The 24,621-nt window shown below is 61.2% G+C and carries 15 protein-coding genes; 10 read left to right on the forward strand and 5 right to left on the reverse strand.

Features of this window, described 5'->3' with window-relative positions:
- Positions 1–171: 171 nt before the first annotated feature.
- The gene (locus AC1ATL_RS08210) at positions 172–2,490 is read left to right on the forward strand and encodes a glycosyltransferase family 2 protein (protein ID WP_476569851.1); all 2,319 of its coding nucleotides are present in this window, start codon (positions 172–174) and stop codon (positions 2,488–2,490) included.
- Positions 2,491–2,549: 59 nt separating this feature from the next.
- The gene (rsmI, locus tag AC1ATL_RS08215) at positions 2,550–3,569 is read left to right on the forward strand and encodes a 16S rRNA (cytidine(1402)-2'-O)-methyltransferase (protein ID WP_476569852.1); all 1,020 of its coding nucleotides are present in this window, start codon (positions 2,550–2,552) and stop codon (positions 3,567–3,569) included.
- Between the two features lie 35 nt (positions 3,570–3,604).
- Here the strand turns inward: rsmI and AC1ATL_RS08220 are convergent, their stop codons facing one another.
- Both AC1ATL_RS08220 and AC1ATL_RS08225 read right to left on the reverse strand, forming a co-directional pair.
- Positions 3,605–4,033, reverse strand: a complete 429-nt coding sequence (locus AC1ATL_RS08220) for a variant leucine-rich repeat-containing protein (protein ID WP_476569853.1) — start codon at positions 4,031–4,033, stop codon at positions 3,605–3,607.
- A complete protein-coding gene (locus AC1ATL_RS08225) occupies positions 4,030–4,584 on the reverse strand; it encodes a hypothetical protein (RefSeq protein ID WP_432624355.1) in 555 nt (184 codons plus the stop codon). The genes AC1ATL_RS08220 and AC1ATL_RS08225 overlap by 4 nt, the downstream gene beginning before the upstream one ends.
- A 283-nt stretch (positions 4,585–4,867) precedes the next feature.
- On the opposite strand from AC1ATL_RS08225, the gene metG reads away from it, so the two are divergent.
- The 3 genes from metG (at position 4,868) to AC1ATL_RS08240 (ending at position 11,560) form a co-directional block, all read left to right on the forward strand.
- Positions 4,868–6,730: a methionine--tRNA ligase gene (gene metG / locus AC1ATL_RS08230; protein WP_476569854.1), complete on the forward strand. Its 1,863-nt coding sequence runs from the start codon at positions 4,868–4,870 to the stop codon at positions 6,728–6,730.
- Between the two features lie 585 nt (positions 6,731–7,315).
- A complete protein-coding gene (locus tag AC1ATL_RS08235) occupies positions 7,316–9,532 on the forward strand; it encodes a glycoside hydrolase family 2 protein (protein WP_476569855.1) in 2,217 nt (738 codons plus the stop codon).
- A gap of 525 nt (positions 9,533–10,057) precedes the next feature.
- A complete protein-coding gene (locus tag AC1ATL_RS08240) occupies positions 10,058–11,560 on the forward strand; it encodes a sugar porter family MFS transporter (protein ID WP_432624803.1) in 1,503 nt (500 codons plus the stop codon).
- A gap of 100 nt (positions 11,561–11,660) precedes the next feature.
- On the opposite strand, the gene AC1ATL_RS08245 is transcribed toward AC1ATL_RS08240, so the two are convergent.
- Positions 11,661–12,749, reverse strand: coding sequence for an alpha/beta hydrolase (locus AC1ATL_RS08245; protein ID WP_476569856.1), 1,089 nt, complete (start codon positions 12,747–12,749; stop codon positions 11,661–11,663).
- Positions 12,750–13,132: 383 nt separating this feature from the next.
- On the opposite strand from AC1ATL_RS08245, the gene AC1ATL_RS08250 reads away from it, so the two are divergent.
- From AC1ATL_RS08250 to AC1ATL_RS08265, 4 genes are all read left to right on the forward strand, one after another.
- Positions 13,133–15,025, forward strand: a complete 1,893-nt coding sequence (locus AC1ATL_RS08250; RefSeq protein WP_476569857.1) for an ABC transporter ATP-binding protein — start codon at positions 13,133–13,135, stop codon at positions 15,023–15,025.
- A gap of 14 nt (positions 15,026–15,039) precedes the next feature.
- On the forward strand, positions 15,040–16,827 hold the full coding sequence (locus AC1ATL_RS08255) for an ABC transporter ATP-binding protein (protein ID WP_476569858.1): 1,788 nt from the start codon (positions 15,040–15,042) through the stop codon (positions 16,825–16,827).
- Between the two features lie 290 nt (positions 16,828–17,117).
- Positions 17,118–19,328: a glycoside hydrolase family 127 protein gene (locus AC1ATL_RS08260; protein WP_476569859.1), complete on the forward strand. Its 2,211-nt coding sequence runs from the start codon at positions 17,118–17,120 to the stop codon at positions 19,326–19,328.
- 81 nt (positions 19,329–19,409) lie between these two features.
- Positions 19,410–20,156 carry a hypothetical protein gene (locus AC1ATL_RS08265; protein ID WP_476569860.1) on the forward strand — a complete coding sequence of 249 codons (747 nt, stop codon included), beginning with the start codon at positions 19,410–19,412 and terminating at the stop codon, positions 20,154–20,156.
- Positions 20,157–20,613: 457 nt separating this feature from the next.
- Here the strand turns inward: AC1ATL_RS08265 and AC1ATL_RS08270 are convergent, their stop codons facing one another.
- Entirely contained in the window at positions 20,614–21,651 is a 1,038-nt protein-coding gene (locus tag AC1ATL_RS08270) for an alpha-arabinofuranosidase (RefSeq protein WP_476569861.1), read from the reverse strand.
- A gap of 131 nt (positions 21,652–21,782) precedes the next feature.
- A complete protein-coding gene (locus tag AC1ATL_RS08275) occupies positions 21,783–22,871 on the reverse strand; it encodes a LacI family DNA-binding transcriptional regulator (protein ID WP_476569862.1) in 1,089 nt (362 codons plus the stop codon).
- Between the two features lie 312 nt (positions 22,872–23,183).
- Between AC1ATL_RS08275 and AC1ATL_RS08280 the strand changes: the two genes are divergently transcribed.
- Positions 23,184–24,554: a glycoside hydrolase family 27 protein gene (locus AC1ATL_RS08280; RefSeq protein ID WP_476569874.1), complete on the forward strand. Its 1,371-nt coding sequence runs from the start codon at positions 23,184–23,186 to the stop codon at positions 24,552–24,554.
- Positions 24,555–24,621: the final 67 nt, after the last annotated feature.

The raw sequence follows: 24,621 nt of genomic DNA on the forward strand, positions 1-24,621 counted from the left end.
TTTCATGAAACAAATACGGCAATATTTGCAGTCTGCAACATGGTGCGATATGTTGCAGAAAATTTGCAGTACAGTTACTCAGTGTAATACTGGATGACCATGATCGACGGGGTAGTCGTGATTGCGTGACTACCTCTTGGGAATATTCCAGAAAGATATAAGGGGGTAGACGTGGCCAAAGAGCATGAGGAGCGCAATGTCCGCCACCACCAGTGGGGCGCGGAGACCACCACACAGCCGTTGGCCATCATGCACGAGAAGCCGAAACCGTCATGTATCGTGCTTGGCTACGTGGCGATCGTCTTCACTGTGATCGCATGGCTGGTCTACATGATCACCATGATTCTGACGCTGTTCGTCTACAACGACCACGTCACCCTGCGGTTCGTGATCGAAGGCGTGCTGTACCTGGGTATCGTCACCACGCTGATTTTCAGCGCGATGGTCTATCTGGTGACGCGTCAAGGCGCGTTGCACCGTTTCCTGCAACACGAACGCGTGCCGCGGGCGATGCTGGACGAGCATTTCTCGCACGATTACGACAAAGGCATCACCGTGCTGATTCCCTCGTATGTGGAGCAGCCGAAGGTGGTGGAGAAGACGATTTGGTCAGCCGCGCTGCAGGAATTCCCCGATGAGGCGGTGGTGCTGCTCATCGACGATCCGCCGCATCCGAAAACCGACGAGAACCGTGCGATCCTGCAGGCTTGCCGCGGACTCGTCCCGAAAATCATGCGTGAACTGTCCGAGCCATCGCATCGCTTCGAGCAGACGCGGCAACGCGTGCGCGCCGAACTCGCCGCCCAAACGTATGTGCGGCGCAGCATCGTCACCCAATGCGCGGAGGACTATCGGTACGCCGCCGCCTGGCTTGAACGCAAGGCCGACGCGTGGGTCATCGAGGACCATACCGATGATTTCTTCCGCGACCAGGTGCTGCTCGCCTTGGCACGCGACCTGCGATTGACGGAGCAGGCGCTCAACGAGGCAACCATGCTGCAGCAGCAGATCAAGCCGGAACGCATCGTGCAACTGTACAACCGGCTGGTATGGATCTTCACCGTCAAAGGATGGTCGTTCGAACGCAAGCAGTACGCGTCGACGTCCACCGAAGGCAACAAGGCCATGAACCTCAATTCCTTCATCGGTTTGATGGGGCACCGCATCAAACGCGAGGAGACTGCCGATGGCGTGTTCCTGCGTGACGCGCGCGAGGGGGAGTCGCCGGACTTCGTCATGCGTGATTCCGAATATGTGCTGACGCTCGACGCCGATTCCATGCTGCTGCGCGACTACTGCCTGCGACTCGTCTACCAGCTTGAACAGCCCGGCAACGAGCGGGTGGCCGTCATCCAGACGCCGTACTCGTCCTACCGAGGTGCGCCGACGCGCATCGAACGCATCGCCGCGGCCACCACCGACATCCAGCACGTGCTGCATCAGGGCATGACGTATTACGACGCGACTTTCTGGGTGGGTGCGAACGCCGTGATCCGCAAGGCCGCGCTGGGCGACATCTGCGTGGTATCCACGGAAGGTCCACGCACCATCCGCACCTACATCCAGGACCGTACGGTCATCGAGGACACCGAATCGAGCGTGGACCTGGGCTACTACGGCTGGCATCTGGTGAATTATCCGGAACGACTGAGCTACAGCTCGACCCCGCCGGACTTCGGATCGCTGGTGGTGCAGCGGCGGCGTTGGGCGAACGGCGGCCTGCTGATCATCGGCAAATTCTTCCGCATCGTCAAAGCCAGACGCGCGCAAGGCAACCCGGTGAAACTGGGGGAGTGGTGCCTGCGCGTGAACTACATGGCGTCGATCGCATGGTCGAGCTTCGGTCTGATGTTCCTGCTCGCCTATCCGTTCGACCAACGGCTGCTGAGCCCATGGGTGGTGGCCGCGTCGTTGCCGTACTTCCTGACCATGTCCTCCGATTTGAAGCGCAACGGATACAAGCGGTCGGACATCCTGCGCATCTACGGATTCAACATCGTGCTGCTGACCGTGAATCTGGCGGGCACGCTGAAATCGATCCAGCAAGGCATGACCAATACGAAGATTCCGTTCGCCCGCACACCGAAAGTCAACGACCGCACCGCCTCGCCGCCGCTGTATGTGGCGATGCCATGGGGCATCATCATCTTCTCCGCACTGGTGTTCTACGCGGACACGCTGTCCGGCAACTGGGGTAACGCCATCTTCGCCGGATTCAACGCGACCGTCACGACGTGGGCGCTGCTGTCGTACATCGGCTTCTGGCATTCGCTGGAGGATATGTTCGTCGGCTGGCTGCGCTGGTTCTTCGTGCCGGCTGATACGCCTCATCTATGGGAGCGAATCGCCACGTGGCGGGCGAATCGCCATGCGGCGCATGACCGGGAGAACGGTGTGCGCGCCGGAACCTTGCCCGACCGGCACGAATCCTGGCGCGACACCCTCTACTATGGCGACCGCCAGATGGTGCACGAGTCCCGTCCGATCTGACCATGCGTTCCGAGGCTTCGTCCGGCTTTCGTCGGCAGTGCGGTGCGATACTGGGAGATATGGAAAGCACAAGCGAACATATTGTTGAGAGCGCGCAGCCAGCCCTGCCCGCCGAAGATGCCGACTCCGCCGCACGGCTCGCGAAAGCGACGGAACGCGCCGAATTCGGACTTGACGGACTGGTGTCGGACGTCGACATCCCACGCGGAACGGTCGTACTTGCGGCCACGCCGATCGGTAACACGGCCGACGCCTCCGCCCGGCTGATCGCGCTGATGGAAGGAGCCGACATCGTCGCGGCCGAGGATACGCGCCGCCTGTACGCGCTCGCCAATCGTCTTGGCATCCGCGTGCCCGGACGCGTGGTGGCCTACCACGACCACAACGAGCGTGACAAGGCCGACGGTCTGCTCGACCAAGTGGAGCAAGGCGCGACCGTGCTCGTCGTATCCGATGCGGGCATGCCCACCATCAACGATCCGGGACTGGCCATCGTCCGCCGGGCCATCGACCGTGGGCTGCCGGTCACCTGCGCCCCTGGCCCGTCCGCGGTGCTCGACGCGCTCTGCCTGTCCGGCCTGCCGACCGACCGATTCTGCTACGAAGGATTCCTGCCGCGCAAGCACAGCGAACGTGTGCAGCATCTGCGCGCGCTCAAATCGGAACGTCGTACCATCGTCTTCTATGAGACCTTGCACCGCATCGACGAGTCCATGGCGGACCTGCTCGACGTGCTCGGCCCGAATCGCAAAATGGCGCTGTGCCGCGAACTGACCAAGGACTACGAGCAGATCCGCCGCGGAACCATCGCCGAAATCCGCCAAAGCGTCACTGACGATCCGCCACGCGGCGAAATGGTGCTGGTCATCGCCGGCGCCTCCGAGGAGGAAGCCGACGCGGCCGCTCCGGCAACGCTGTCCATCGAGGATTTGGCGGTGCTGGCCGTGGATCGCGCGCAAGAGGACAATCTGCGCATCAAGGACGCGATCTCGCAGATCGTCGCCGAACACCCGCTGTCCGACGGCTCGCTTGCCAACCGCAAGCAGGTCTACAACGCCGTGCTTGCGATGAAGGGCTAGAGCAAAGGGTTAAAGCGAAAGACTAGAACGAAAGGTTAGTTTTCGCACGATTCGAGCGCATCCAGCGATTTCAGCAGTATCCGCAGCGCCTCGGGCACGCCCGGTCCGCCGACCTGCGCCAGGTATTCCAGCATCGCCGGTGTCGCCGAGGGATTGGCGACCAGCCACTTGCGCAGCTTTGGCGCGTGCTCCGCGATATGCCATAGCACGTCCTGCGCGGTGTCGGCGCTGCACGCCACCAATGGCGTCAGTTCAATCGGCGGCGCGGGTGGCTCGACCAGCGCCTTCGGACGTGGCATCGGCTGATATTTCGGCGGCGAACGTCGTGCCGCATGCCGCGCTTTCCCTGCTTTGCGAGCCTTGTGCGCCTTGCGTGATTTCCGTTTTCCGCATGTGTCTTCTCTGCGTGTGTTTTCTCTGCGCGCATTCTCCGGTGAATGGCGTGCCCGCCGCATAATCGTCATAGCTTTCCTTCAATCGTCCGGAAGAAATTACGTGCCCAAGGCGCGTTGCGGATGTGCGTGGCCTCGCGCATGATCTGCAGACAGTCTTCGGGGCGGAACCGGAATTCCTGCATGAGCATGCAGACGAGTTCCATGGCCGACGGCAACGTTTCCGGAGTGCAGTTCATGGCCAGATCGCAGGCGGTGCGCGGCGGTGTGGTGACGGTGATCGGGCCGACGGCGATGACATGGCTGTCGGGTGCCTTGCGATTAAACACGCTGATCTTCCGGCCGTATCGCAATGCGCGGCAATGCGCCTTCGCGATGATGTCGATGGTTTCGGGGAACAGTCCGCCCAACCATACCCAGGCCGCGGTGCCCGCGCATGCCACTGATCGGCTTGGCAGCAACGTCGCGATGATGCTGGCGCGGCCATACAGCGTGCGCGAATCGTGGTACGTGTAGGCGTTCTCGTTGTCCAGTTTGCATAGCGCGCCCATGGAATGCAGGGCATTCAGGCAAAGTGGTCCGGGCAGGTCGGCGCCGCCTAATAAGGGTGGTGATGAATCCATGTCGGTACCGTAACGGATTTCAAAGCGCCGTTCCACCGCTTCGTACGAAACGGTGGAAATGTGGATAAGTATTGTTTCGTGATGCAACATTGTGGATAACCGTCGGCCGCTGCCGATGTTGGCCGCGCTGGCCGTCGTCCGTATTTCGTATATCCATATATTCGCTATATCCGCCATATGCGCGCGCCCGCGCAACCGTCCGAACGGGGTGCGTCCGACGGCACTTCCGTCTATCGGAATACGCCGAAAACGTGGGATATGGCGCTTTGTATAATCGGTCACCATGAGTCATATTTTGGTGAATGTTGCATGGCCGTACGCGAACGGCCCGCGTCACATCGGCCACGTCGCCGGTTTCGGCGTTCCGTCCGACGTGTACGCACGATACGAACGTATGAAGGGCAATGACGTGCTGATGGTCTCGGGTACCGACGAGCACGGCACCCCGATCCTGGTGGAGGCGGACAAGGAGGGCGTGAGCGCTCAGGAGCTCGCCAACCGCTACAACCGCGTGATCGCCAAGGATCTGTGTGATTTGGGTCTGAGCTACGACCTGTTCACGCGCACCACCACCGGCAACCACGAGAAAGTCGTGCAGGAACTGTTTACGCAGTGCCTGAAGAACGGCTATATCTACAAGGGCACCCAGAAGGTCGCCATCTCCCCGTCCACCGGCCGCACCCTGCCGGACCGTTACATCGAAGGCACCTGCCCGATCTGCGGCGCCGACGGCGCCCGCGGCGACCAGTGCGACGCCTGCGGCAACGAACTCGACCCGGATGAGCTGCTCAATCCGGTCTCCAAGATCAACGGCGAAACCCCGCGCTTCGAGGAGACCGAGCACTTCTTCCTCGACCTGCCCGCGCTCGCTGAGGCGAATCTGGCGTGGCTCAAGACCCGCGAAGGCTGGCGTACCAACGTCATCAACTTCTCCATCGGCCTGTTCAAGGAAGTCAAGCCGCGTGCCATCACGCGCGATATCGACTGGGGCATTCCGGTGCCGGTCAAGGGCTGGATCGACAACCCGAACAAGAAGCTGTACGTGTGGTTCGACGCCGTGATCGGCTATCTGTCCGCATCCATCGAATGGGCTCGCCGCAAGGGCGATCCGGAGGCATGGCGCGCCTGGTGGAACGATCCGTCCACCCCGGGCTACTACTTCATGGGCAAGGACAACATCACGTTCCACTCCCAGATCTGGCCTTCTGAGATGCTGGCCTACAACGGCCAGGGCTCCAAGGGCGGCGAGACCGGCAAGCTCGGCCCGCTGAACATGCCGGAGCAGGTCGTGGCCAGCGAGTTCATGACCATGGAAGGCAAGAAGTTCTCGTCCTCCCGCGGCATCGTCATCTACGTGAAGGACATTCTGGCACGCTACCCGGTTGACGCCGTGCGCTACTACATCTCCGTGGCCGGTCCGGAAAGCTCCGATTCCGACTTCACGTGGGCCGAATTCGTGCGCCACAACAACGAGGAGCTCGCCGCGTCCTGGGGCAACCTGGTCAACCGTGTGGCCAACCTCATCAACAAGAACTTCGGCGAGATTCCGGCGTTCGACGAGGCGTCCGCCACCGACGAGGACCGCGCCCTGCTGGCAGAGACCAAGGCCGCGTTCGACACCGTCGGCGGACTTGTCGAGAACCATCGCCAGAAGAACGCGCTGTCCGAAGCGATGCGCGTGGTCGGTGACATCAACAAGTACATCTCCGCCACCGAACCGTGGAAGATCAAGGACAATCCGGCCCGCCTCGGCACCGTGCTGCACACCGCCGCACAGGCCGTGTCCGACGCCAACCATCTGCTGGCCCCGTTCTTGCCGCATTCCGCGCAGAAGGTGTGGGAGGCCCTTGGCGGAACCGGCGTGTTCTCGCCGCTGCCTCACATCGAGGAGGTCGAGGACCTCGACAAGCCGGGCTTCACCTACCCGATCATCACCGGCGACTACGAGCTCGGCAAGACCGTGCACCCGTGGCAGTCTGAGCCGATCGTTGCCGGAACTCCGGTGCCGAAGCCGCATCCGATCTTCGCGAAGATCCCGCCGGAGGCCGTCGAGGAGGAACTCGCCCGCTTCGACGCCGAGCTGAAGGCCCGCAAGGAAGCCGAAGCAGCCCGCCTTGCCGCGGAAAAGGCGAAGCTGGAAGGCTGATCTGAGCCGTTCAGGCTAATTGTTCATGTGAAGGCACCTGTCCGTCCGCCGGGCAGGTGCCTTTTCGATTTTTTGGGGACTTTCCCGCGCTTCCGACGCTGCCGAGAATGCTTTTCGGGGTTCTTTCCTGTGTTCCCGACGTTTATTTACCCCCTTATATGTGTCACGATTTCGATTTTGGGGCGAAATTTCGAATCGTGACACATCGTGAATACGAAAGATGCCCCCGTACCTTCTTTTTTCCTCCATTCTTACCTAAAAAAGACGGTTAGGGGGTATTTGTCGCTTGGTGAATGTGTCACGATTCGAAAAAATCGCCAAAATTTCGGATTGTGACACATTGCAATGTGTTATGACGTGCGATGTGACGCGTGGCGACGTGTGGACACGTGTTGTGACGTGCGATGACAATGCGTCGTGATGTGTGTCGCGACGTATTGGTAGTTGAGAATCGTCTTCGAATCGTGATTCCAATACGACGGGCGACGCGTGGCGGGCGGTCGTCTGCGGAATTCCCGACATGTGGCGCGCCGCCGTTTACAATGGAACGGCGAGAGCATGCAAGGCTGCAGGAAGGGACGCTCCATGCTGGATATCAAACGCGTATTGAAGGCCGCTCCGACGAAAATGCGATCCCGGGAGCCGTTACGGCAGCTATGGACGCCGTGGGGTGAACGGATAGAATACGAGTGGCTGTCCGCGCGCGCCGGCAACAAGGCATTCACTCCAGCCGAAGAAGGGGAGCGCAAGCTGGCCGAAGGACGTACGCCGATTCTCGACGAGCATCCAAGGCCGGACATGGTGCGCAGTAATCACACCATGCTCAACGGTCTGTGGGATTACGCGATCGTGTCCATTCCGGAAGACGAGAACGCTTCGAAACGGCGTAAAACCGCGGCGATGCTCACCCGCGACGAAGCGGTGCGGGCGGTGAGGGAAGCCGCCATCCCGCAAACCTTCGACGGCAAGATCCTCGTGCCGTTCTCGCCGGAATCCGCGCTTTCCGGTGTGCACCAGACCATCTATCCGGACAATCTCATGTGGTACCGCACCGTCGTGCACCCCGTCACGCTCGGTGACGAGGAGGCGGTCCGGCAGATCGGCGACGCGAACCGCCTGATCTTGCATTTCGAGGCGGTCGATTATATCTGCGCCTGCTATATCAACGGCCAGCTCGCCGGCACGCACGTCGGCGGTTACCTGCCGTTCGACATCGATATTTCCGCGTTCATCGATTCCGACGATGCCTTCGAAATCGCATTGTGCGTGTACGACCCCAACGATTCCGGCACGCAGCCGCGCGGCAAGCAGAAAATCGAACGCGAAGGCATCTGGTACACCGCGCAAAGCGGCATCTGGCAAAGCGTCTGGATGGAGATCGTGCCGGACGCCTACCTGCGTACGCTTACGCTGAAGGGCGCCGCCGACGGAAAACTGTTCATCCGCGCGGAAATCGGCGGCGACAAGCCGAATGCGAAGCTGCACATCGTCGTGACCGATCCCGCGGACGGCACGGTGGTGGCGGATGAGACGATGCCCGCCGGAACCCGCAAGCTCCGGACGGAAATCCGGACGACGGCGGAGCATCTGTGGTCGCCGGCCGACCCGCATCTGTATGACGTGACCGCGACGCTGCTGGCTGGTCCGACAGTGAAGCCGCCTGTGAAACCGATCGCGGAATCGGCTGTGGAACAATCCGTGAAACAGCCTTCGGAATCGCCACAAATCCCTTCGGAAGTCGCCGAAACCCTTGCGAAACCGCCGTTCGCGGATGTCGTGAAATCCTACTGCGCGTTCCGTTCCGTCGAAGTGAAGCCCGATATGAAAGGCGTCGCCCGATTCCATCTCAACGGCAAGCCGCTGTTCATCAAAGGCGTGCTTGACCAGGGGTACTGGCCCGACGGACTGATGACCGCGCCCGACGACGAGGCGCTGATTTATGACATCGAATCCATGAAAAAGGCCGGTTTCAATATGCTGCGCAAGCATATCAAGGTCGAATCGTCGCGCTGGTACTACCATTGCGACCGACTCGGCATGCTTGTATGGCAGGACGCGGTGTCCGGCGGCGGCGTGGACGGCGAGTACAACGCGTGGGCCACGAATCGCAAGCCGACGCTGGTCCGCTCCACCTGGAACAAGTTCCGCGACGACACGGCCAAGCATTTCACGGCGCTCGGCGCGGACGATCCGATCTACCGGCGCGACTGGTCGCGTATGTGCGACGCGATGGTGCACATGCTCGGCGGGCACCCCTCGATCGTGACGTGGACACTGTTCAACGAAGGATGGGGCCAATTCGACGCATGCGACGCGGCCGAACGCATCCACGCCCTCGACCCGACGCGTCCGATCGACGCGACCAGCGGATGGTACGACCAGCGTTGCGGCGACTTCCACAGCGTGCACAACTACTTCCGTCCGCTGGAAATCTATCCGGACAAGGGTCCGTTGCGCGGATACGTGGCCGAATTCGAGAAACGGCATCGCCGCAACCGCAGAGCCGCGAATTACACGGTGCTGCCGGTGGCGCGGCATGGTGCGCGCGCGTTCGTGATTTCGGAATTCGGCGGCTTGGCGCAGCTTGTGCCGGAACATGCGGAGGTTTCCCGCGCCTACGGTTACGGCGAATACGATTCGATTGACGATTGGCGTGCGGCGGTGCGTTCCGCGCTCGCTTCCGCGGCCGCGTTGGAGGCCCGCGGGCTGGCGGGATATGTGTACACGCAGGTTTCCGATGTGGAGGAGGAGCTCAACGGTCTGCTGACATACGACCGGCGGGTCAACAAATTCGTCGGATGAGGCGCGGGTGCGTGGTTTTTCGCGCCATCGTGACATTTCCGTCACGTGATTTTCAGGGAATTGACAGGAACACGCATCATTCCTCCAAGGGTTGGGCGGTTATATAGAACATGTCAACGGTTACGGCTGTTGGCGAGGTTCCATCCGGAATCCCATAACTGAACCCTTCTTCTCTCTTCTCTCTCAGCCGGCGGCTTCTCTTCCGCCGGCTTTCTTTTTTGTGGATGGTTTTTCATGGATGGTTTGTCCTGTGCTCCCGCGAGGTCTGCGGATGTTTTCCATGGGAGGCAAAAGAATACTCACTGATTCGTCTTCTGGCTCTTCTTTGTTTGAAATATTGCCGGTAAACGTTTTCTGAAAATCGGAGTGTCGTGTACTGCCATGACCTACACTTGAATGCAATATACGCAGCATACAAGCGCGGCAGGGTTGCTACTCAAGGCGGGGCAAGACCTGGAACGACGTCACTATACGTCGTTCCAGGTCTTTTTTGTTTGCTGCTGCATCTCATATCGATGAGGATCGATGGGAATGGAAGGTGGAATCATGACTGCGGTGCAGACGTCCAATCCGGTGCACAGCGCCGAGGATGCGGTGGAAACCGGCATCCATGAGGTCGGCGCGACGATCGACGCCGTCGAACAGGAAGTGGGGCGTGGTGTTTCCACGCGCTTTCCGCTCAACAGCGCGTTCATTTTCACGTTCGGTGCGCTGGGAGGCATGCTGTTCGGCTTTGACACGGGCATCATCTCCGGGGCCTCGCCGTTGATTGAATCCGATTTCGGTCTGTCCGTGGCCCAGACCGGATTCATCACGTCATCCGTGCTGATCGGCTCCTGCGCGGGCGCCCTGTCCATTGGTGCGCTGTCCGATCGTTTCGGACGCAAGAGGCTGCTGATTCTGGCGGCGATCCTGTTCCTGCTCGGCTCGGGCATGTGCGCGAGCTCCACGGGATTCCTGATGATGGTCGTGGCCCGCATCATCCTTGGCCTCGCCGTTGGTGCGGCCTCCTCGTTGACCCCGGCGTATCTCGCCGAACTCGCACCAAAGGAGCGCCGCGGTTCACTGTCCACGCTGTTTCAGTTGATGATCACCTTCGGCATCTTGCTGGCGTACGCTTCCAATCTCGGCTTCCTTGGCCACAACATCGCCGGCATCCGCGACTGGCGGTGGATGCTGGGCTCGGCGCTCGTGCCGGCGGCTCTGCTGCTCGTCGGCGGTCTGCTGCTGCCGGAATCGCCTCGATATCTGGTGAGCCGCGGCAAGGATCGCGAGGCGTTCAAGGTGCTCACCCTTATCCGCAAGGACGTCGATCAGACCCAGGTGCAGCTCGAGCTCGACGACATCAAGGCCGTCGCCGCGCAGAACACCAAGGGCGGCGTTCGCGAACTGTTCCGCATCGCCCGTCCGGCGCTCGTCGCCGCGGTCGGCATCATGTTGTTCCAGCAGCTCGTCGGCATCAATTCCGTGATCTATTTCCTGCCGCAGGTGTTCATCAAGGGCTTCGGATTCCCTGAAAACGACGCCATCTGGGTGTCGGTCGGCATTGGCGTGGTCAATTTCGTGGCCACCATCGTCGCCACCCTCATCATGGACAGATTCCCTCGCAAGAAGCTGCTCATCTTCGGATCGGTGACGATGACCATCGCTCTCGCGGCGTTGGCCGTGCTCAACTTCACCGGCGATGTGGCCACGTTGGCTGTGCCGACCATGGTGTTGATCGCCTGCTACATCCTCGGATTCGCACTGTCGTGGGGGCCGATCGCATGGGTGATCACCGGTGAGATCTTCCCGCTGAGCGTGCGCGGCATCGGCAGCTCCTTCGGCTCCGCGGCCAACTGGCTGGGTAATTTCGTGGTCTCCCAGTTCTTCCTCATGCTGCTGTCCCTGTTCGGCAACAACGTCGGCGGCCCGTTCGCCATCTTCGGCGTGTTCTCCGCGCTGTCCATCCCGTTCGTCATGCATTTCGTGCCCGAGACCAAGGGCAAGTCGCTCGAACAGATTGAGGAGGAGATGACCCGCCGCTGACACGGCAGTTGCTGCATCAACGGTAGAAGAATGGGGTGGATGCTCTGGTGACGCATCCACCCCATTCGCGTTGTTTGGCAGCGTTGTTTGACGGTGTCGCTTAGCAGCGATCGTACGAGAACGCGCGCAGGCGATCGAGGCATTCCTGGCTCTCCTCAAGCCATGGCATGCCGATCATGTACACGTGGCCCAGCGTCTCATGTCTGCGCGGGTGCGGATCGAACAGTTCGAAATCGGCGCCCTGCCGGGCCAAAGCGGCGGCCAACGCCAGATTGTCCGCCTCGAGGAAATCGTCGCCGCAGGTGGCGATGAACAGCGGCGGCAGATCCACGTTGAACGCCAGTCCCTCCGCGGTGAGGAACTTCGGATCCGCGGCCTCGAGCCCGTCGAAGAACCCGGCGCCCAGCATCTGCTCCAATCCGATGCGCCGGTTCGGATCATACCCGACCGTCAGCCTGCGTCCCATGGTCTCCAGCGACGCCGAGCTGTACGCTCCGCACATCGGCGCCGCGCCCGCGAAACCAATGCCGGACGGCTCGTCGACGCCGAACGCGGCCGCGGCCTCCGCGTTGTTCTCGATCGCCAGCGTCAGCAACGTCAACGCGCCGCCCGCGGAATCGCCGGTCAAAAACACCGCGTGCGGATCGACCGGATAATCGGCCAGATGCGCCTTGATCCAACGCAACGCGGCCTGCACGTCCGCAAGCTGGCCACGCAGATTGGTCTGCGGCGCCGGCCGGTAGCTCAGCGAGAACACCGCGAACCCCTTCTCCGCTAGATGCACGTTGAAATTACGGTTCAATTCCTTGTATCCGTAAGTGAAACCGCCGCCGTGGATGTCGATGTACACCGGCAGCGTGCGCCCGCCACGCAGCACCGCGTCATGCGGCAGATACAGGTCGAGCAGATGCCCCCTGCATTCGCCGGCCGCCTTGTCGTAGCCGCCGTCCGGCAGATATGCAAGGTCGTTGATCTCGTCGATGCCTTCCGGCGTGTGCCACAATTCGGAACGAGGCGTATCGGAAGCGATCGATCCGAATCGCATGCCCAACATACCTGGCAACAGCTCCTCCGGCACCCCCTCGAGATCGCCGGTGGTTTCCGTCCACCGCTCCGCGTTCTTCAGCATGTCCTCCGTAAGCCCGTATTCCTTGGCGAACTTCGCGCGGATGCTCTTCAGGTCCGTCATCCTTGCCGTCCTTTCCTTGACGCTTGTTCCCGTCCCGCATCAGCGGTCCGATTCCATTATCGTGCGGTGTCTCGATTCCGGCGATCCGGCTTCCAACGTGCATTCCGATACCTGCGCGAAGCGATGATATGTAACGGTATATATGTTGATTTTACTATGTTTGCGACACGCCGAATGTGCACCTGTTGCATCGGCGTACGGTTCGTTTAGAATAAGTCGAGTTTGCGAATCCGAACAGGGGTTTCGGCCGGCGGCGGCATGCCGGTGACGGGACGCTCGACACACGACGGACGTGAATCGTGGCGGCCACGAATGGCCGCAGCAACACAACCCAACAACAACCCAATCAAAACCCAAGCAAACAATCCGAAGGAACGCTACGTATGTACGTCGATCCGAAACGTAACCAGCAGGCGGGCAACCTCAAATGGATTCTGCCGTACTGCAAACCCGATCTGCCGCGCGTGGCCGGCGCGGTCGTACTGTTCTGCGTGAACAACACCATGGCCCTCATCATCCCGCTGCTGTCCGGACTGATCGTGGACCGTGTCATCACCCAAGGCCATGTGAACGAATTGACCCGACTGTGCGTCATGATGATCGTTTTCACCGTCGTGCGCGTGGCCTCGCGCTACGGCTACCAGATGTGGATGGAACGCTTCGGACAGAATTCCGTGTTCCGTCTGGTGAGCGACGAATACGAAAAGCTGCACGAGCTCGACTTCACCTACTTCAACCACACCCGCACCGGCGACATCATGAGCCGCATGACCTCCGACACGGACGCCATCCGCCATGCGCTGAGCTGGGTCAGCTACCAGGTGCTCGACTGCGTGGTCATGTTCATCGGCGCGCTTGCCATGATGTTCTCGATTGACTGGCGGCTTGCGCTGGCGCTCGCCTGCGTCACGCCACCGCTGTTCATCCTGACAAGAGGATTGTCGAAGCACGCGCGTCCGCTGTTCTTCGCCATCCGTAATTCTCTGGCGGAAATGAACTCGATGGTCGAGGAGAACATCGAAGGCAACCGCGTGGTCAAGGCGTTCGTCCGTGAGCCGTACGAGACCGAGAAGTTCGATGAACGCAACGACGACTACATGCAGCGCAACATGGACCAGGCCTACAACAGCCGCAAATACATGCCGTGGCTCGACGGCCTCGGCTTCTCCCTGCAGCTCATCACCCTGGGACTCGGCGGTTTCCTGGTCATCACGGGCCATATGACCCTTGGTAACCTCGTGGCGTTCAACTCCTATCTGTGGATGATCGACGGACCCGTGCGCCAATCCGGCTGGCTGATCAACGATTGGCAGCGCTTCAACGCGTCCTGCATCAAGATCCGCAAGCTGCTCACCTCGCAGTCGCGCATCCAGGAGAAGCCGGGCGCCGAGGAAAGCGTCAAGCAGGCGGTCGCCATCGTCAGCCAGGTCAACGGCGGGAACAACGGAAGCCACGGCACTAACGGCGCCACCGAGGCATCCGCGAACTGCCCCGCGCGCATCGCAGGCGACGTCGAATTCCAGCACGTCAGCTTCGCCTTCCCCGACGATCCGGAAACCCCGATCCTCAAAGACATCGACTTCCATATCCCCGCCGGCTCGAAGCTCGGCATCCTCGGCGAGACGGGCGCCGGCAAATCCACGCTCGTCAACCTGATCTCGCGATTCTACGACCCGACCGCGGGCCGCGTGCTTATCGACGGCATCGACGCACGCGACTGGCCGCTCGCCACTTTGAGATCGCAGGTATGCATCGTCGCGCAGGACACGTTCCTGTTCTCCGACACCATCGGCGGCAACATCGGCTTCGGTGCCGGCGAACAACGCGAATACGACGAGAAGTACATCCGACGCATGGCCACCATCGCCGGCGCGGACGGCTTCATCCGCAGCATGCCGGAAGGCTACGATACCGTCGTCGGCGAACGCGGCGTCGGCCTGTCGGGCGGGCAGAAGCAGCGACTGAGCCTGGCCCGCGCGCTCGCCGACAATCCGTCGATCCTCATCATGGACGATACGACCAGCGCCGTCGACATGGAGACGGAGGCGGAGATTCAGCAGCATCTGCGCGAATTGGATGAAAAGAAGACGATTGTGACGATTGCGCATCGCATCTCGTCGATCAAGGATTCCGACCTGATTCTCGTGCTCGAGCACGGCCGCGTGGTCGAACGAGGCACCCATGACGACCTGGTGGCCGCGCATGGACGGTATTGGGAGATCTACCACAAGCAGCTGGGCCTTGAGGCCGGCCGCGCGCAGGGTTTCGACGAGTAGGAAGGAGGACCATCATGGCACAACGCAATACGTTCCGCGAGGATGAGGAGCTCGAGGAGCAGATCAACCTGCATGACATCCTCCGCATCGGCGTCTATCTCAAGCCGTACATGGCCCGCGTGGTCCGCATCCTCGCGGTCGTGGTGATGATGAGCTGCATTTCGGTCGTGGTGCCGTATCTGACGAAGGTCATGATCGACAGTGCGATTCCGGCGAAGAACCTCACATTGCTGGGTGAACTGACCGCTCTGCTCGCGGTGCTGATCGTGATCTTCGAACTGGGATTGCGCTATCGTACCGTGGAGATCACGCGCGTCGGCCAGCTCATGCTCAAGGACATGCGTCGCGACATTTTCACGCATATTCAGACGCTGCCGTTCAGCTACTTCGATTCGCGTCCGCACGGCAAGATCCTGATCCGCGTGGTCAATTATGTGAACACGCTGTCGGATACGCTGAGCTCCGGCCTGATCAGCGTGATCTCCGATGTGTTCACGTTCGTCATCACGTTGGTGGTGATGTTCGTCATCGACTGGCGGCTTGCGCTGTTCAGCCTCGCGCTGTTCCCGTTCCTCATCGCATGGGTGCTGGTGCTGCAGCATTTCCAACGCCGCGCCTATCAGGTGCTGTCCAACAAGCAGAGCAACCTCAACGCGTACATCCACGAGTCGATCGCCGGCGTGAAGACCACGCAGACCTTCGCCCAGGAGGCCGCGCAGTTCAAGACATTCCAGGAGCAGCAGAACGATGTGCGCACCTCGTGGATGAAGGCCGTGCACATCCAGTTCCTCATGTGGCCGGGCATCCAGACGATTTCCGTCATGACCATCGCGTTCATCTACTTCGTCGGCGTCACCGGCTTCGGCGGAGTGGGGGTGAGCACGGGCGTGCTCATCGCGTTCGTCGGCTACGCGAACAACTTCTGGAACCCGGTGATCAGCATCGGCAACTTCTACAACCAGCTGATCACCTGCTCCGCATACCTTGAACGCATCTTCGAGACGCTTGACGTGCAGCCGGAGATCCGCAACGCGCCCGATGCCGTCGAACTGCCGCCGATCAAGGGGCAAGTTGACTTCAACAACGTCGTCTTCCGCTACGAGCCGGACGGTCGCAACATCCTCAACCTGGTCGACCTGCACGTCGAGCCGGGCAAGACGATCGCGTTGGTCGGCCCTACGGGTGCCGGCAAAACCACGATCATCAACCTGCTGTCGCGCTTCTACGATGTCGCCGAAGGCTCGGTGACGATCGACGGGCACGACGTGCGTTCCGTGACATTGGAAAGCCTGCGTCGGCAGATGGGCGTCATGCTGCAGGACACGTTCATCTTCTCCGGCAACGTGCGTGAGAACATCCGCTACGGCAAGCTGGATGCCACTGATGAGGAGATCGAAGCGGCGGCCAAGGCCGTGCATGCGCACGAGTTCATCATGGACCTGCCTGACGGCTACGACACCGTGGTGGAGGAGCGTGGATCGACCCTGTCCGCGGGCCAGCGCCAGCTCATCGCGTTCGCGCGCGTGCTGCTTGCCGATCCGCGCATCCTGATCCTCGACGAAGCCACGTCGAACATCGACACGCGTACCGAGGAAGCGCTGCAGGCCGGCCTGAACCATCTGCTCAAGGGACGCACGAGCTTCATCATCGCGCACCGTCTGTCCACCATCGAGAACGCGGACGAGATCTGCTACATCGACCACGGGCAGATTGTGGAGCAGGGCAACCATGCCGAGTTGCTCGCCCGTCATGGTGCGTACTACCGGCTCTACGAATCGCAGTACGCGATGATCAAGGTCTGATGGCAGTAGCTGGGCAATCGCAGGCCTGAATGCCAAAGCCTGAGCCGGTGGACGCCGGCCCGGGCTTTTTTAGTTCCTTATAGCCCCTTATGGCCGTAATCCGGAATGCCGGTCCAACGGTCGCGCAGCCAATGCGCGGCCATCTTGGGCTGGCGGTCGCGATGGAATTTCCGCCGAACATGCTGACATGCCTCTGGTGGACGCCACGCGGAACGCGTGCCGCAGAAATGCGTGAAATAATGGATTGTGAGCGTTAACAACACCATGATGCACCAAGGAGCGTTGCACCCATGACCACCATCCCCAACCACACCAGCCATCCCATCGCGCTGAAAGACGCCACCGTCACCGACCAATTCTGGGCGTCACGCCAGGAACTTGTGCGCACCCAGGTGATTCCCTACCAGTGGGACGCGCTGAACGACAACGTTCCCGGCGCCGCTCCCAGCTACTGCATGCACAACTTCAAGGCCGCCGCCGCGCAGAACGCCGAACACCGCAAGGAAGGCAAGGCCTTCGTGCCGCCGAAATACACGTTCCGCGGTTTTGAGGCGCTTCCGGATGATCCCAAGCACCCCGACCCCGACAAGTTCTACGGCTTCGTGTTCCAGGACACCGACTTCTCCAAATGGATCGAAGCGGTCGGCTACTCGCTGACCCACCATCCGGACGCCGAACTCGAGGCGACCGCCGACGCCGCCATCGACATCGTCTGCGCGGCGCAGCTCGACAACGGCTACCTCGACACCTACTACATCCTCAACGGCATGGACCGGCACTTCACCAACCTGAAGGACCATCATGAACTGTACTGCTTCGGCCACCTGACCGAAGGCGCGATCGCCTACTACCAGGCCACCGGCAAACGCAAGCTGCTCGACGCGGCCTGCCGTTTCGCCGATTACATCGATTCCCGATTCGGCACCGCCACCGGCAAGCTGCATGGCTATCCCGGCCACGAAATCGCCGAAATGGCACTCGTCAAACTGGCCGAAACCACCGGCGAACAACGCTACGCCGACCTCGCCGAATACTTCGTGCGCCAACGCGGCCAGCAACCGCTCTACTTCGAGCTTGAAGACCGCCGCCGTGCTCAGGAGGACGGCCGCAACTACGAGCCGCGCGAACAGAACTACGCCTACTACCAGGCCGACAAACCAATCATGGAACAGAAGGAGGCGCTCGGCCACGCCGTCCGCGCCGCCTACTTCTACGCCGGAGCCGCCGACGTGGCACGACTGACCGGCGACCCCGACCTGCTGGCATCCTGCGAACGACTGTGGCGCAACATCGTCGACCGAAAGCTCTACATCACCGGCGGCATCGGCGCAACCCACATGGGAGAGTCCTTCTCCTTTGACTACGATTTGCCGAACGACACCGCCTACTCGGAAAGCTGCGCGGCCATCGCGCTCGCCTTCTTCGCGCGCCGCATGCTCGAGATCCAGCCGAAATCCGAATACGCGGACGTCATGGAATCGGCGCTGTATAACACCACGCTCGCCGGCATGGCGCTCGACGGCAAAAGCTTCTTCTACGTGAATCCGCTTGAAGTGGTGCCCGAAGCCTGCCATCGCGACGAACGCAAGGCGCACGTCAAGCCGGTACGCCAGAAGTGGTTTGGCTGCGCCTGCTGCCCGCCGAACATCGCGCGCATCGTGGAGGATGTGCAGCAATACGCCTACACGATCGGCGACGACGCGGCCACGCTGTACGTGCATCTGTACATGGGAGGCGCGGTTCATGCCAGGCTTTCCGGTGCCGACGTGAATCTCGACGTCGATTGCGATATGCCGTGGTCCGGCAAGGGGTCCGTCACGGTGAATTTCGGTGCGGTCCATGTTTCCGGCGAATCCGCCGAAACTGTCGAATCCAAGAAATCCAAGGAATCCGGGAAATCCGAGGACGCGACCTTCACAATCGCCCTCCGCCTGCCTGCTTGGGCCGGCGGCGAAACCGCCTCCGATGCGATCGCCGTGCGCGGCCGTTTCGACATCGCCCGCACCGTCAGAGACGGCTATCTGTATCTGACCGGCGCATGGCATGACGGCGACGTCATCGATTTCGATTTCCCGATGCCCGTCCACATGGTCGCCGCGAATCCGCTCGTGCGCGAGGACGCCGGCAAGGTGGCGTTCGTGCGCGGACCGTTAGCCTATTGCGCCGAAGGCGTCGACAACGGTGAAAACCTGCATTTGCTGCACGCCGACACCGCGCGTATCGCGGCCGACCCGTCCTGTGTGAGCGTCGACCATATCGTCTTCCATGCTGGTGCCGCCGGACAGGACGAGAAGGGGCTCGGCGAAGTGGACGCCGTCGATATGCCGATGACCACGCTGACGATTCCCGCTTGGCGCGAAATGGAGAGCGGCGCTCCGACCTCCGCGTTGTATCATGATTGGCGTCCCGTCGAGCGCAAGGCGACGAAGGCCACGCTGATTCCGTACTTCGCATGGGCCAACCGTGGCGAGACTGAAATGACGGTGTTCCTGCGCGGATAGCGATGCGCAGGTCGCGTACGGATGGGTGTGCGCGGACGGACGTGCATGGACGGGCGTGAAGATCGACGGAGGCGGAAACCTATGACCGACAACAAGCAGCGTAGCGAAGATTTCGCACTTTCCGACGAGCAGAAGGCGGCGGTCGCCGAACTGGCCGAAACCAATGTGTATACGAAGCAGTCGAAGTTCAAGACGTTCCGCGAGTTGCCGATAGGCAAGAAATGGTCGTATTTCAAGGAGAATTTCCTGACTTACACCATTGTCGTGGTCCTCGTCGTCGGCATCGCCGCGGTGTTCGGCGTCTCGTACTTGACCAAGGCGCCTGATCCGGTCCTGGCCTTCGAAGGCATCAATATGAGCGACTATTCGGACCAGCTTGATTCGCTCGGCGCCGACTTCGCCAAGTCGGAAGGCATCAAGGATAGCCGTCTGATCAGCATGGACACGTCCGTCTCCCTGACAGGCACGGCGAGCGGAAGCGGGCAGGACGGCTCCACCAAGCTGCTCGCCATGGTGTCCGCGGGGCAGGTCAACGTGATCGCGGCCGATGCCAAGACCTTCGCTGCGGTCAATCACCGCGAGGAAATCACTAAGCCCTCCGAAGTCATGGACGCGGCCTCGCTCGAACGCATCAAGGATTCCTTGGTCGACGCCAAGGGAAAGCCGGTGTCGGACATCGACAAGGCCGTCGGCTTCGACCTGTCGAAGTCGGCCACCTGGACCTCGATGAAGGGCCTGCCCGACAAGGACGTCATCCTCGGCTTCAGCAACATCACCAAAGACAAGGATGTGCCGATCAAGTTCATCAACTACCTGCGCTTCGAATAAACATGCGCTCTTTTGATTCTGGAATCAAAAGAAAAGCACATGGCAGGCAAAAGAAATTTCGTTGGAATTCCGCCGTTTTACGTTGTTGAAACGGCGGAATTCGTATAACGGGTCAAAAGCGGGACGAAAGAGAAACGGCGGAGATCGCACGATGTTGCGGTGGATGCTGTGGCGGCCGTGTGCGCGATACCGTGACAGCCGTAAGCGTAATGTGTCACGATTCCGATTTTCGGGGAAAATTTCGAATCGTGCGACAAGTACGGAAATATAGATACCCCCGAACTGGATATTTACGGCGGAAAAAGCGCGGAAGACGCAGTTCGGGGGGTATTTATATGGCGTGTAATGTGTCACGATTCGAAAAAAGCTCCGGAATTTCGAATCGTGACACATTGCAGAGGGTATTGCCGGCTTTATCTCGTGTATGTACGGCGCGTTCCGTGCGCGCGCACGTCGTTTACAGGGCGAAAGCGGCTTCGATTGCGTCGTATTCGGCGGTCGTGATCGGCAGGATCGCGCCGTGACGCTTCTTCAGCGTGCCGAAATCGATGTCGTCGGCGCGCTGCCAATCGGCCGGATCGTGCGAGGCGAGCGAGGCGGAACGGAACGACAGATAGCCCTTGGACTCCGCGTACTGGTCGCACATGAGACCGAACGGCATGCGCCTGCCGTTGACCTCCGTCACGTCCGCATCGTTGTAACGGAACAGTTCTGGCCCTTCCAGATAGTGCATGGAATACCGGCCGTTGCCGAAGATGTCGGTGAGCGTGCCCACGTACGACCACTCGTTCGGGTCGTCGGTGCGCAGCACCTCGTAGGTCACGGCATACGGGTTGCGGGTGCGTTCGATGGTGATCTCCGAATCCTTCGACGCGCGGTACCACCACCCATCATCGTCGCGCAGCATGGTCGAATCGATGATCACGTTCTTGCGATCAATCCACTTGACCGGATCGGAGAACGTCCTGAAATCAACGGTCGTCGCATAATACACGTTCGTCGGATCTCCCAGCTCGTTGGCCAGCGGATCCGTGGAGCCTTCGGCATTGCTCTTCGTGGACCAGAACACGATCCACTGCCCGCGGTCCGGATCCCAATTCGCCTCGGGCGCCCAGGCCATGCCCGCGCCCGGGATCTTCGACGCCACGTCCACAAGACGCGGCTCGCTCCAATGGACCAGATCAGGGGAGTCCCAAATCACCAGGCCGGTCGATCCATTCGTCGTGGCGCCGTCGTTCGGTCCCCAGCCGCCGCGGTAGTGGATGCTCAAATCGGTGGCCACGATGTGGAACCCGCCGCGCGGGTCGCGCACGATATGCGGGTCACGCACGCCCTTCTCGCCGCCCAGCCACGTCAATGCGGGGCTGCCGGCCGGACGTAGATCCCTCCAATGCACGCCGTCGCGGCTCAGCGCGAAATACAGCTGCTCGTCGGTGGGATTGCGCTCCTCGCCGATGAAATGCACGAACAGATAGGCCTGGGTGTCGATGCTCATGATGCTCCTATGGTTTTTGTGATGAATGGTGATAATTGATTGCGGTCGTGGTGTTATTTTCGATGGCTGCGATGGCTGCGATGGTCGGCTACGGCTGATGGCTGCGCCGCGCACTGCACCACGCGTCCCGCTCAGACGGCGGTTGATTCCCGTTCCACCAGCTGGTAGCCGATGATGGCCCGCCTGGGTGGCAGTGTTTTGCCGTCATCGCTGTTATTGCCGTTGCCGTGTTCGATGCGCTCCGACAGCATGTCGACCGAGAACTTCGCCAGTTGCGTGAAATCGACTTGGATGGTGCTCAGCGTCGGCGTCGTGTACGAGCCGGAGGTCACGCCGTCGAAGCCGATCACCTTCACGTCCTGCGGCACGCGCAATCCACGGTCCGCAAGCCCGCGTATCACGCCGAAAGCCGCGAAATCGTTGGCGCAGCACGCGCCGTCGAACGCGGTGCCGCCTTGTCCGCTGCGCGCGGCGAGAATGCGTTCCGCGATCGCGTGGCCGGCGATGATGCCGTTGGCCACATCCCCGGCTTCGAACACCGTGGACTCGTCGTAGGGCAGTCCGGCGTCGGACAGCGCCCCGTACGCGCCGCGCAACCGTAGCGCGAACGCGTTCTGCGCGTGCGCCAGGTCGGCGCGTGGCGCGAACCGGTGCCCGACGATCGCGATATTGCGGCATCCGCGGTCGATCAGATGCTGCGTCGCCGCGCGTTCGGCCTCCTCGTTGGGGAAGTTCACGGCGTCCACGGTCGGCGTCTCCTCACAGGCGTCCAGCAGTACGAAAGGCCTGCCGCCGTTGAGCTTGGCCAACGGCACGTTCGTGCCCAAGCCCGTGGCGTGCAGGATCTCGCCGTCGAACAGCTGCCCGGAGAACGGGTTGCTGCTCAGCGCATGCTCGGCGGCATCCGGCGAATACTGCGTCTGCTCGATGAACGGAATGAGCCTGCGGGACACGATTTCGTTGCTCAGTGCTTGCGTGAGCTTCGAATAGAACGGCGAATCGAATTCGTTGACGATGACGTGGATGATGTTGCTGCGGCCCGATTTGAGCATGCTGGCCGTCAGATTGATGCGATAGTCGAGTTTGTTCGCCGCGGCGATCACTTTGGCGCGGGTCGATGCCTTGACTCCCGGCTTGCCGCGCAGCGCGTTCGACGCGGTCATGGGGGAGACTCCGGCTTCCGCGGCCACGTCGCGTAGCGTCGGTGTGCTGCTGGTCATATGCCGCTCCTTAAAAAACGTGCGATTGATATGTAACGATATTACATTTATGTGATTCTGCAAAATCGTTGGAAATACAAAGACTCACCGATATATTGCGCTGATTGCGCCTTGCTGAATTTGCGTTAGGATATGTAACGATACATATACGGTTATATGGTTCGCACGATGGCGCCCGACATTCGTTTCAGACGCGCCACGGCAGCCCCAACGAAGAGAGGTTCAATGACGATCCCGACCACCGTTTCCGTCAACCCATCCGACGGCCAACCATCAGATTCGGCCACTCCGGTCAAAGCCTGGCGCCCGCCGATGGGCTGGAACAGCTGGGACTCCTACGGCACCACCATCACCGAAGAGGAGGTCCTGGCCAACGCACGCTTCATGGCCGAACATCTCAAGGCAGCCGGCTGGGACACCTTGGTCATCGATGCCGGCTGGTTCGATCCCAACGCCCACGCGCACGGCTACTCCGACGGCACGCCGCTGTGCATCGACGCATACGGCCGCCAAATCCCCGACGAGAAGCGCTTCCCCAGCGCGGCCGACGGCAAGGGATTCGGCCCGCTCGCCGAAGCGGTCCACCGGCTCGGCCTGAAACTCGGCGTGCACGTGATGCGAGGCATTCCAAGGCAGGCCGTGCACGAGAACCTGCCGGTCAAAGGCACCGCGCTGCACGCGCGGGACGTGGCCGACACCGAGCACACCTGCGTATGGAACCACGACAATTATGGCCTCAAACGCGGCGACTCCGGCGCACAGGCCTGGTATGACGCACAGGTCGACCTGTTCGCCTCCTGGGGACTCGACTTCCTCAAAGTCGATGACATGCAGACCCCGTTCTTCCCGGAGGAGATCGAAGCCTACCACCACGCCATCGAACGCGCGGAGACCACATACGGCCGGCGGATCACGCTGTCGCTGTCCCCGGGCGGCTGGGTGGCCAGCACTCACGTCGATTTCCTGCGAGACGTCGCGCAGATGTGGCGCATCTCCGACGATCTCTGGGACCGCTGGGAGGACATCTACCAGCAGTTCCCCCGGCTCGCACGATGGGCGCCGATGCAGCGCACCGGCCACTGGGCCGACGCCGACATGCTGCCGCTCGGCCACATCGGATTGCGCGCCGAACGTGGCGACGACCGCCAATCGAAACTGACGCTCGACGAGCAGAAAACACTGCTCACCCTGTGGAGCATGGGCCGATCCCCGCTGATGGTCGGCGGCGACCTGCCCACCAGCAGCGCCGACACCGTCGCACTGCTCACCAACCCGGCGCTGCGCGAAGTGACCGCCGGCTCGACCAACAATCGCGAAATCGTCCGGGAACGGCTATTCGCCGAATGGAACGTGGATGAATCCTTCATCGGCGAGCTCATCGTATGGGCCGCCAACGCGGCGGACTGGGCCGACGGCACCACGTCGGCCCACGCGCACGGCCATTACGGAGCGATCTTCTGGACCGGCGGCGAGCCGTACGAGCTTAAAGGCAACATCCAACTGCAGAGCTTCGTCGGCATCAGCCAACGCAACAAGCCATGGACGCTCACCGACCTGTGGGCCGACGCTCCGCAATCGTCCGACGGCATCCAGTCGAACGTCCGCATCGAAGGCAAAGGCGAGGACCGCGTGATCCGCGGCACCATCCCCGCACACGGCTGCCTCTGGTTCGCGCTCGACTGAGCCCGTCTGACGCCAGCCGGCGGCGAATAGCCGCGAAACGAACGCCAAACCGTGCAATCGCACATAC

Source organism: Bifidobacterium sp. LH_743 (assembly GCF_056355775.1).

Excerpts from the sequence above, each read along its gene's own strand:
- rsmI (WP_476569852.1), top strand. The coding sequence starts at position 2,550 with ATGGAAAGCACAAGCGAACATATTGTTGAGAGCGCGCAGCCAGCCCTG.
- AC1ATL_RS08220 (WP_476569853.1), bottom strand. The coding sequence starts at position 4,033 with ATGACGATTATGCGGCGGGCACGCCATTCACCGGAGAATGCGCGCAGA.
- AC1ATL_RS08225 (WP_432624355.1), bottom strand. The coding sequence starts at position 4,584 with ATGGATTCATCACCACCCTTATTAGGCGGCGCCGACCTGCCCGGACCA.
- metG (WP_476569854.1), top strand. The coding sequence starts at position 4,868 with ATGAGTCATATTTTGGTGAATGTTGCATGGCCGTACGCGAACGGCCCG.
- AC1ATL_RS08235 (WP_476569855.1), top strand. The coding sequence starts at position 7,316 with ATGCTGGATATCAAACGCGTATTGAAGGCCGCTCCGACGAAAATGCGA.
- AC1ATL_RS08240 (WP_432624803.1), top strand. The coding sequence starts at position 10,058 with ATGGGAATGGAAGGTGGAATCATGACTGCGGTGCAGACGTCCAATCCG.
- AC1ATL_RS08245 (WP_476569856.1), bottom strand. The coding sequence starts at position 12,749 with ATGACGGACCTGAAGAGCATCCGCGCGAAGTTCGCCAAGGAATACGGG.
- AC1ATL_RS08250 (WP_476569857.1), top strand. The coding sequence starts at position 13,133 with ATGTACGTCGATCCGAAACGTAACCAGCAGGCGGGCAACCTCAAATGG.
- AC1ATL_RS08255 (WP_476569858.1), top strand. The coding sequence starts at position 15,040 with ATGGCACAACGCAATACGTTCCGCGAGGATGAGGAGCTCGAGGAGCAG.
- AC1ATL_RS08260 (WP_476569859.1), top strand. The coding sequence starts at position 17,118 with ATGACCACCATCCCCAACCACACCAGCCATCCCATCGCGCTGAAAGAC.
- AC1ATL_RS08265 (WP_476569860.1), top strand. The coding sequence starts at position 19,410 with ATGACCGACAACAAGCAGCGTAGCGAAGATTTCGCACTTTCCGACGAG.
- AC1ATL_RS08270 (WP_476569861.1), bottom strand. The coding sequence starts at position 21,651 with ATGAGCATCGACACCCAGGCCTATCTGTTCGTGCATTTCATCGGCGAG.
- AC1ATL_RS08275 (WP_476569862.1), bottom strand. The coding sequence starts at position 22,871 with ATGACCAGCAGCACACCGACGCTACGCGACGTGGCCGCGGAAGCCGGA.
- AC1ATL_RS08280 (WP_476569874.1), top strand. The coding sequence starts at position 23,184 with ATGGGCTGGAACAGCTGGGACTCCTACGGCACCACCATCACCGAAGAG.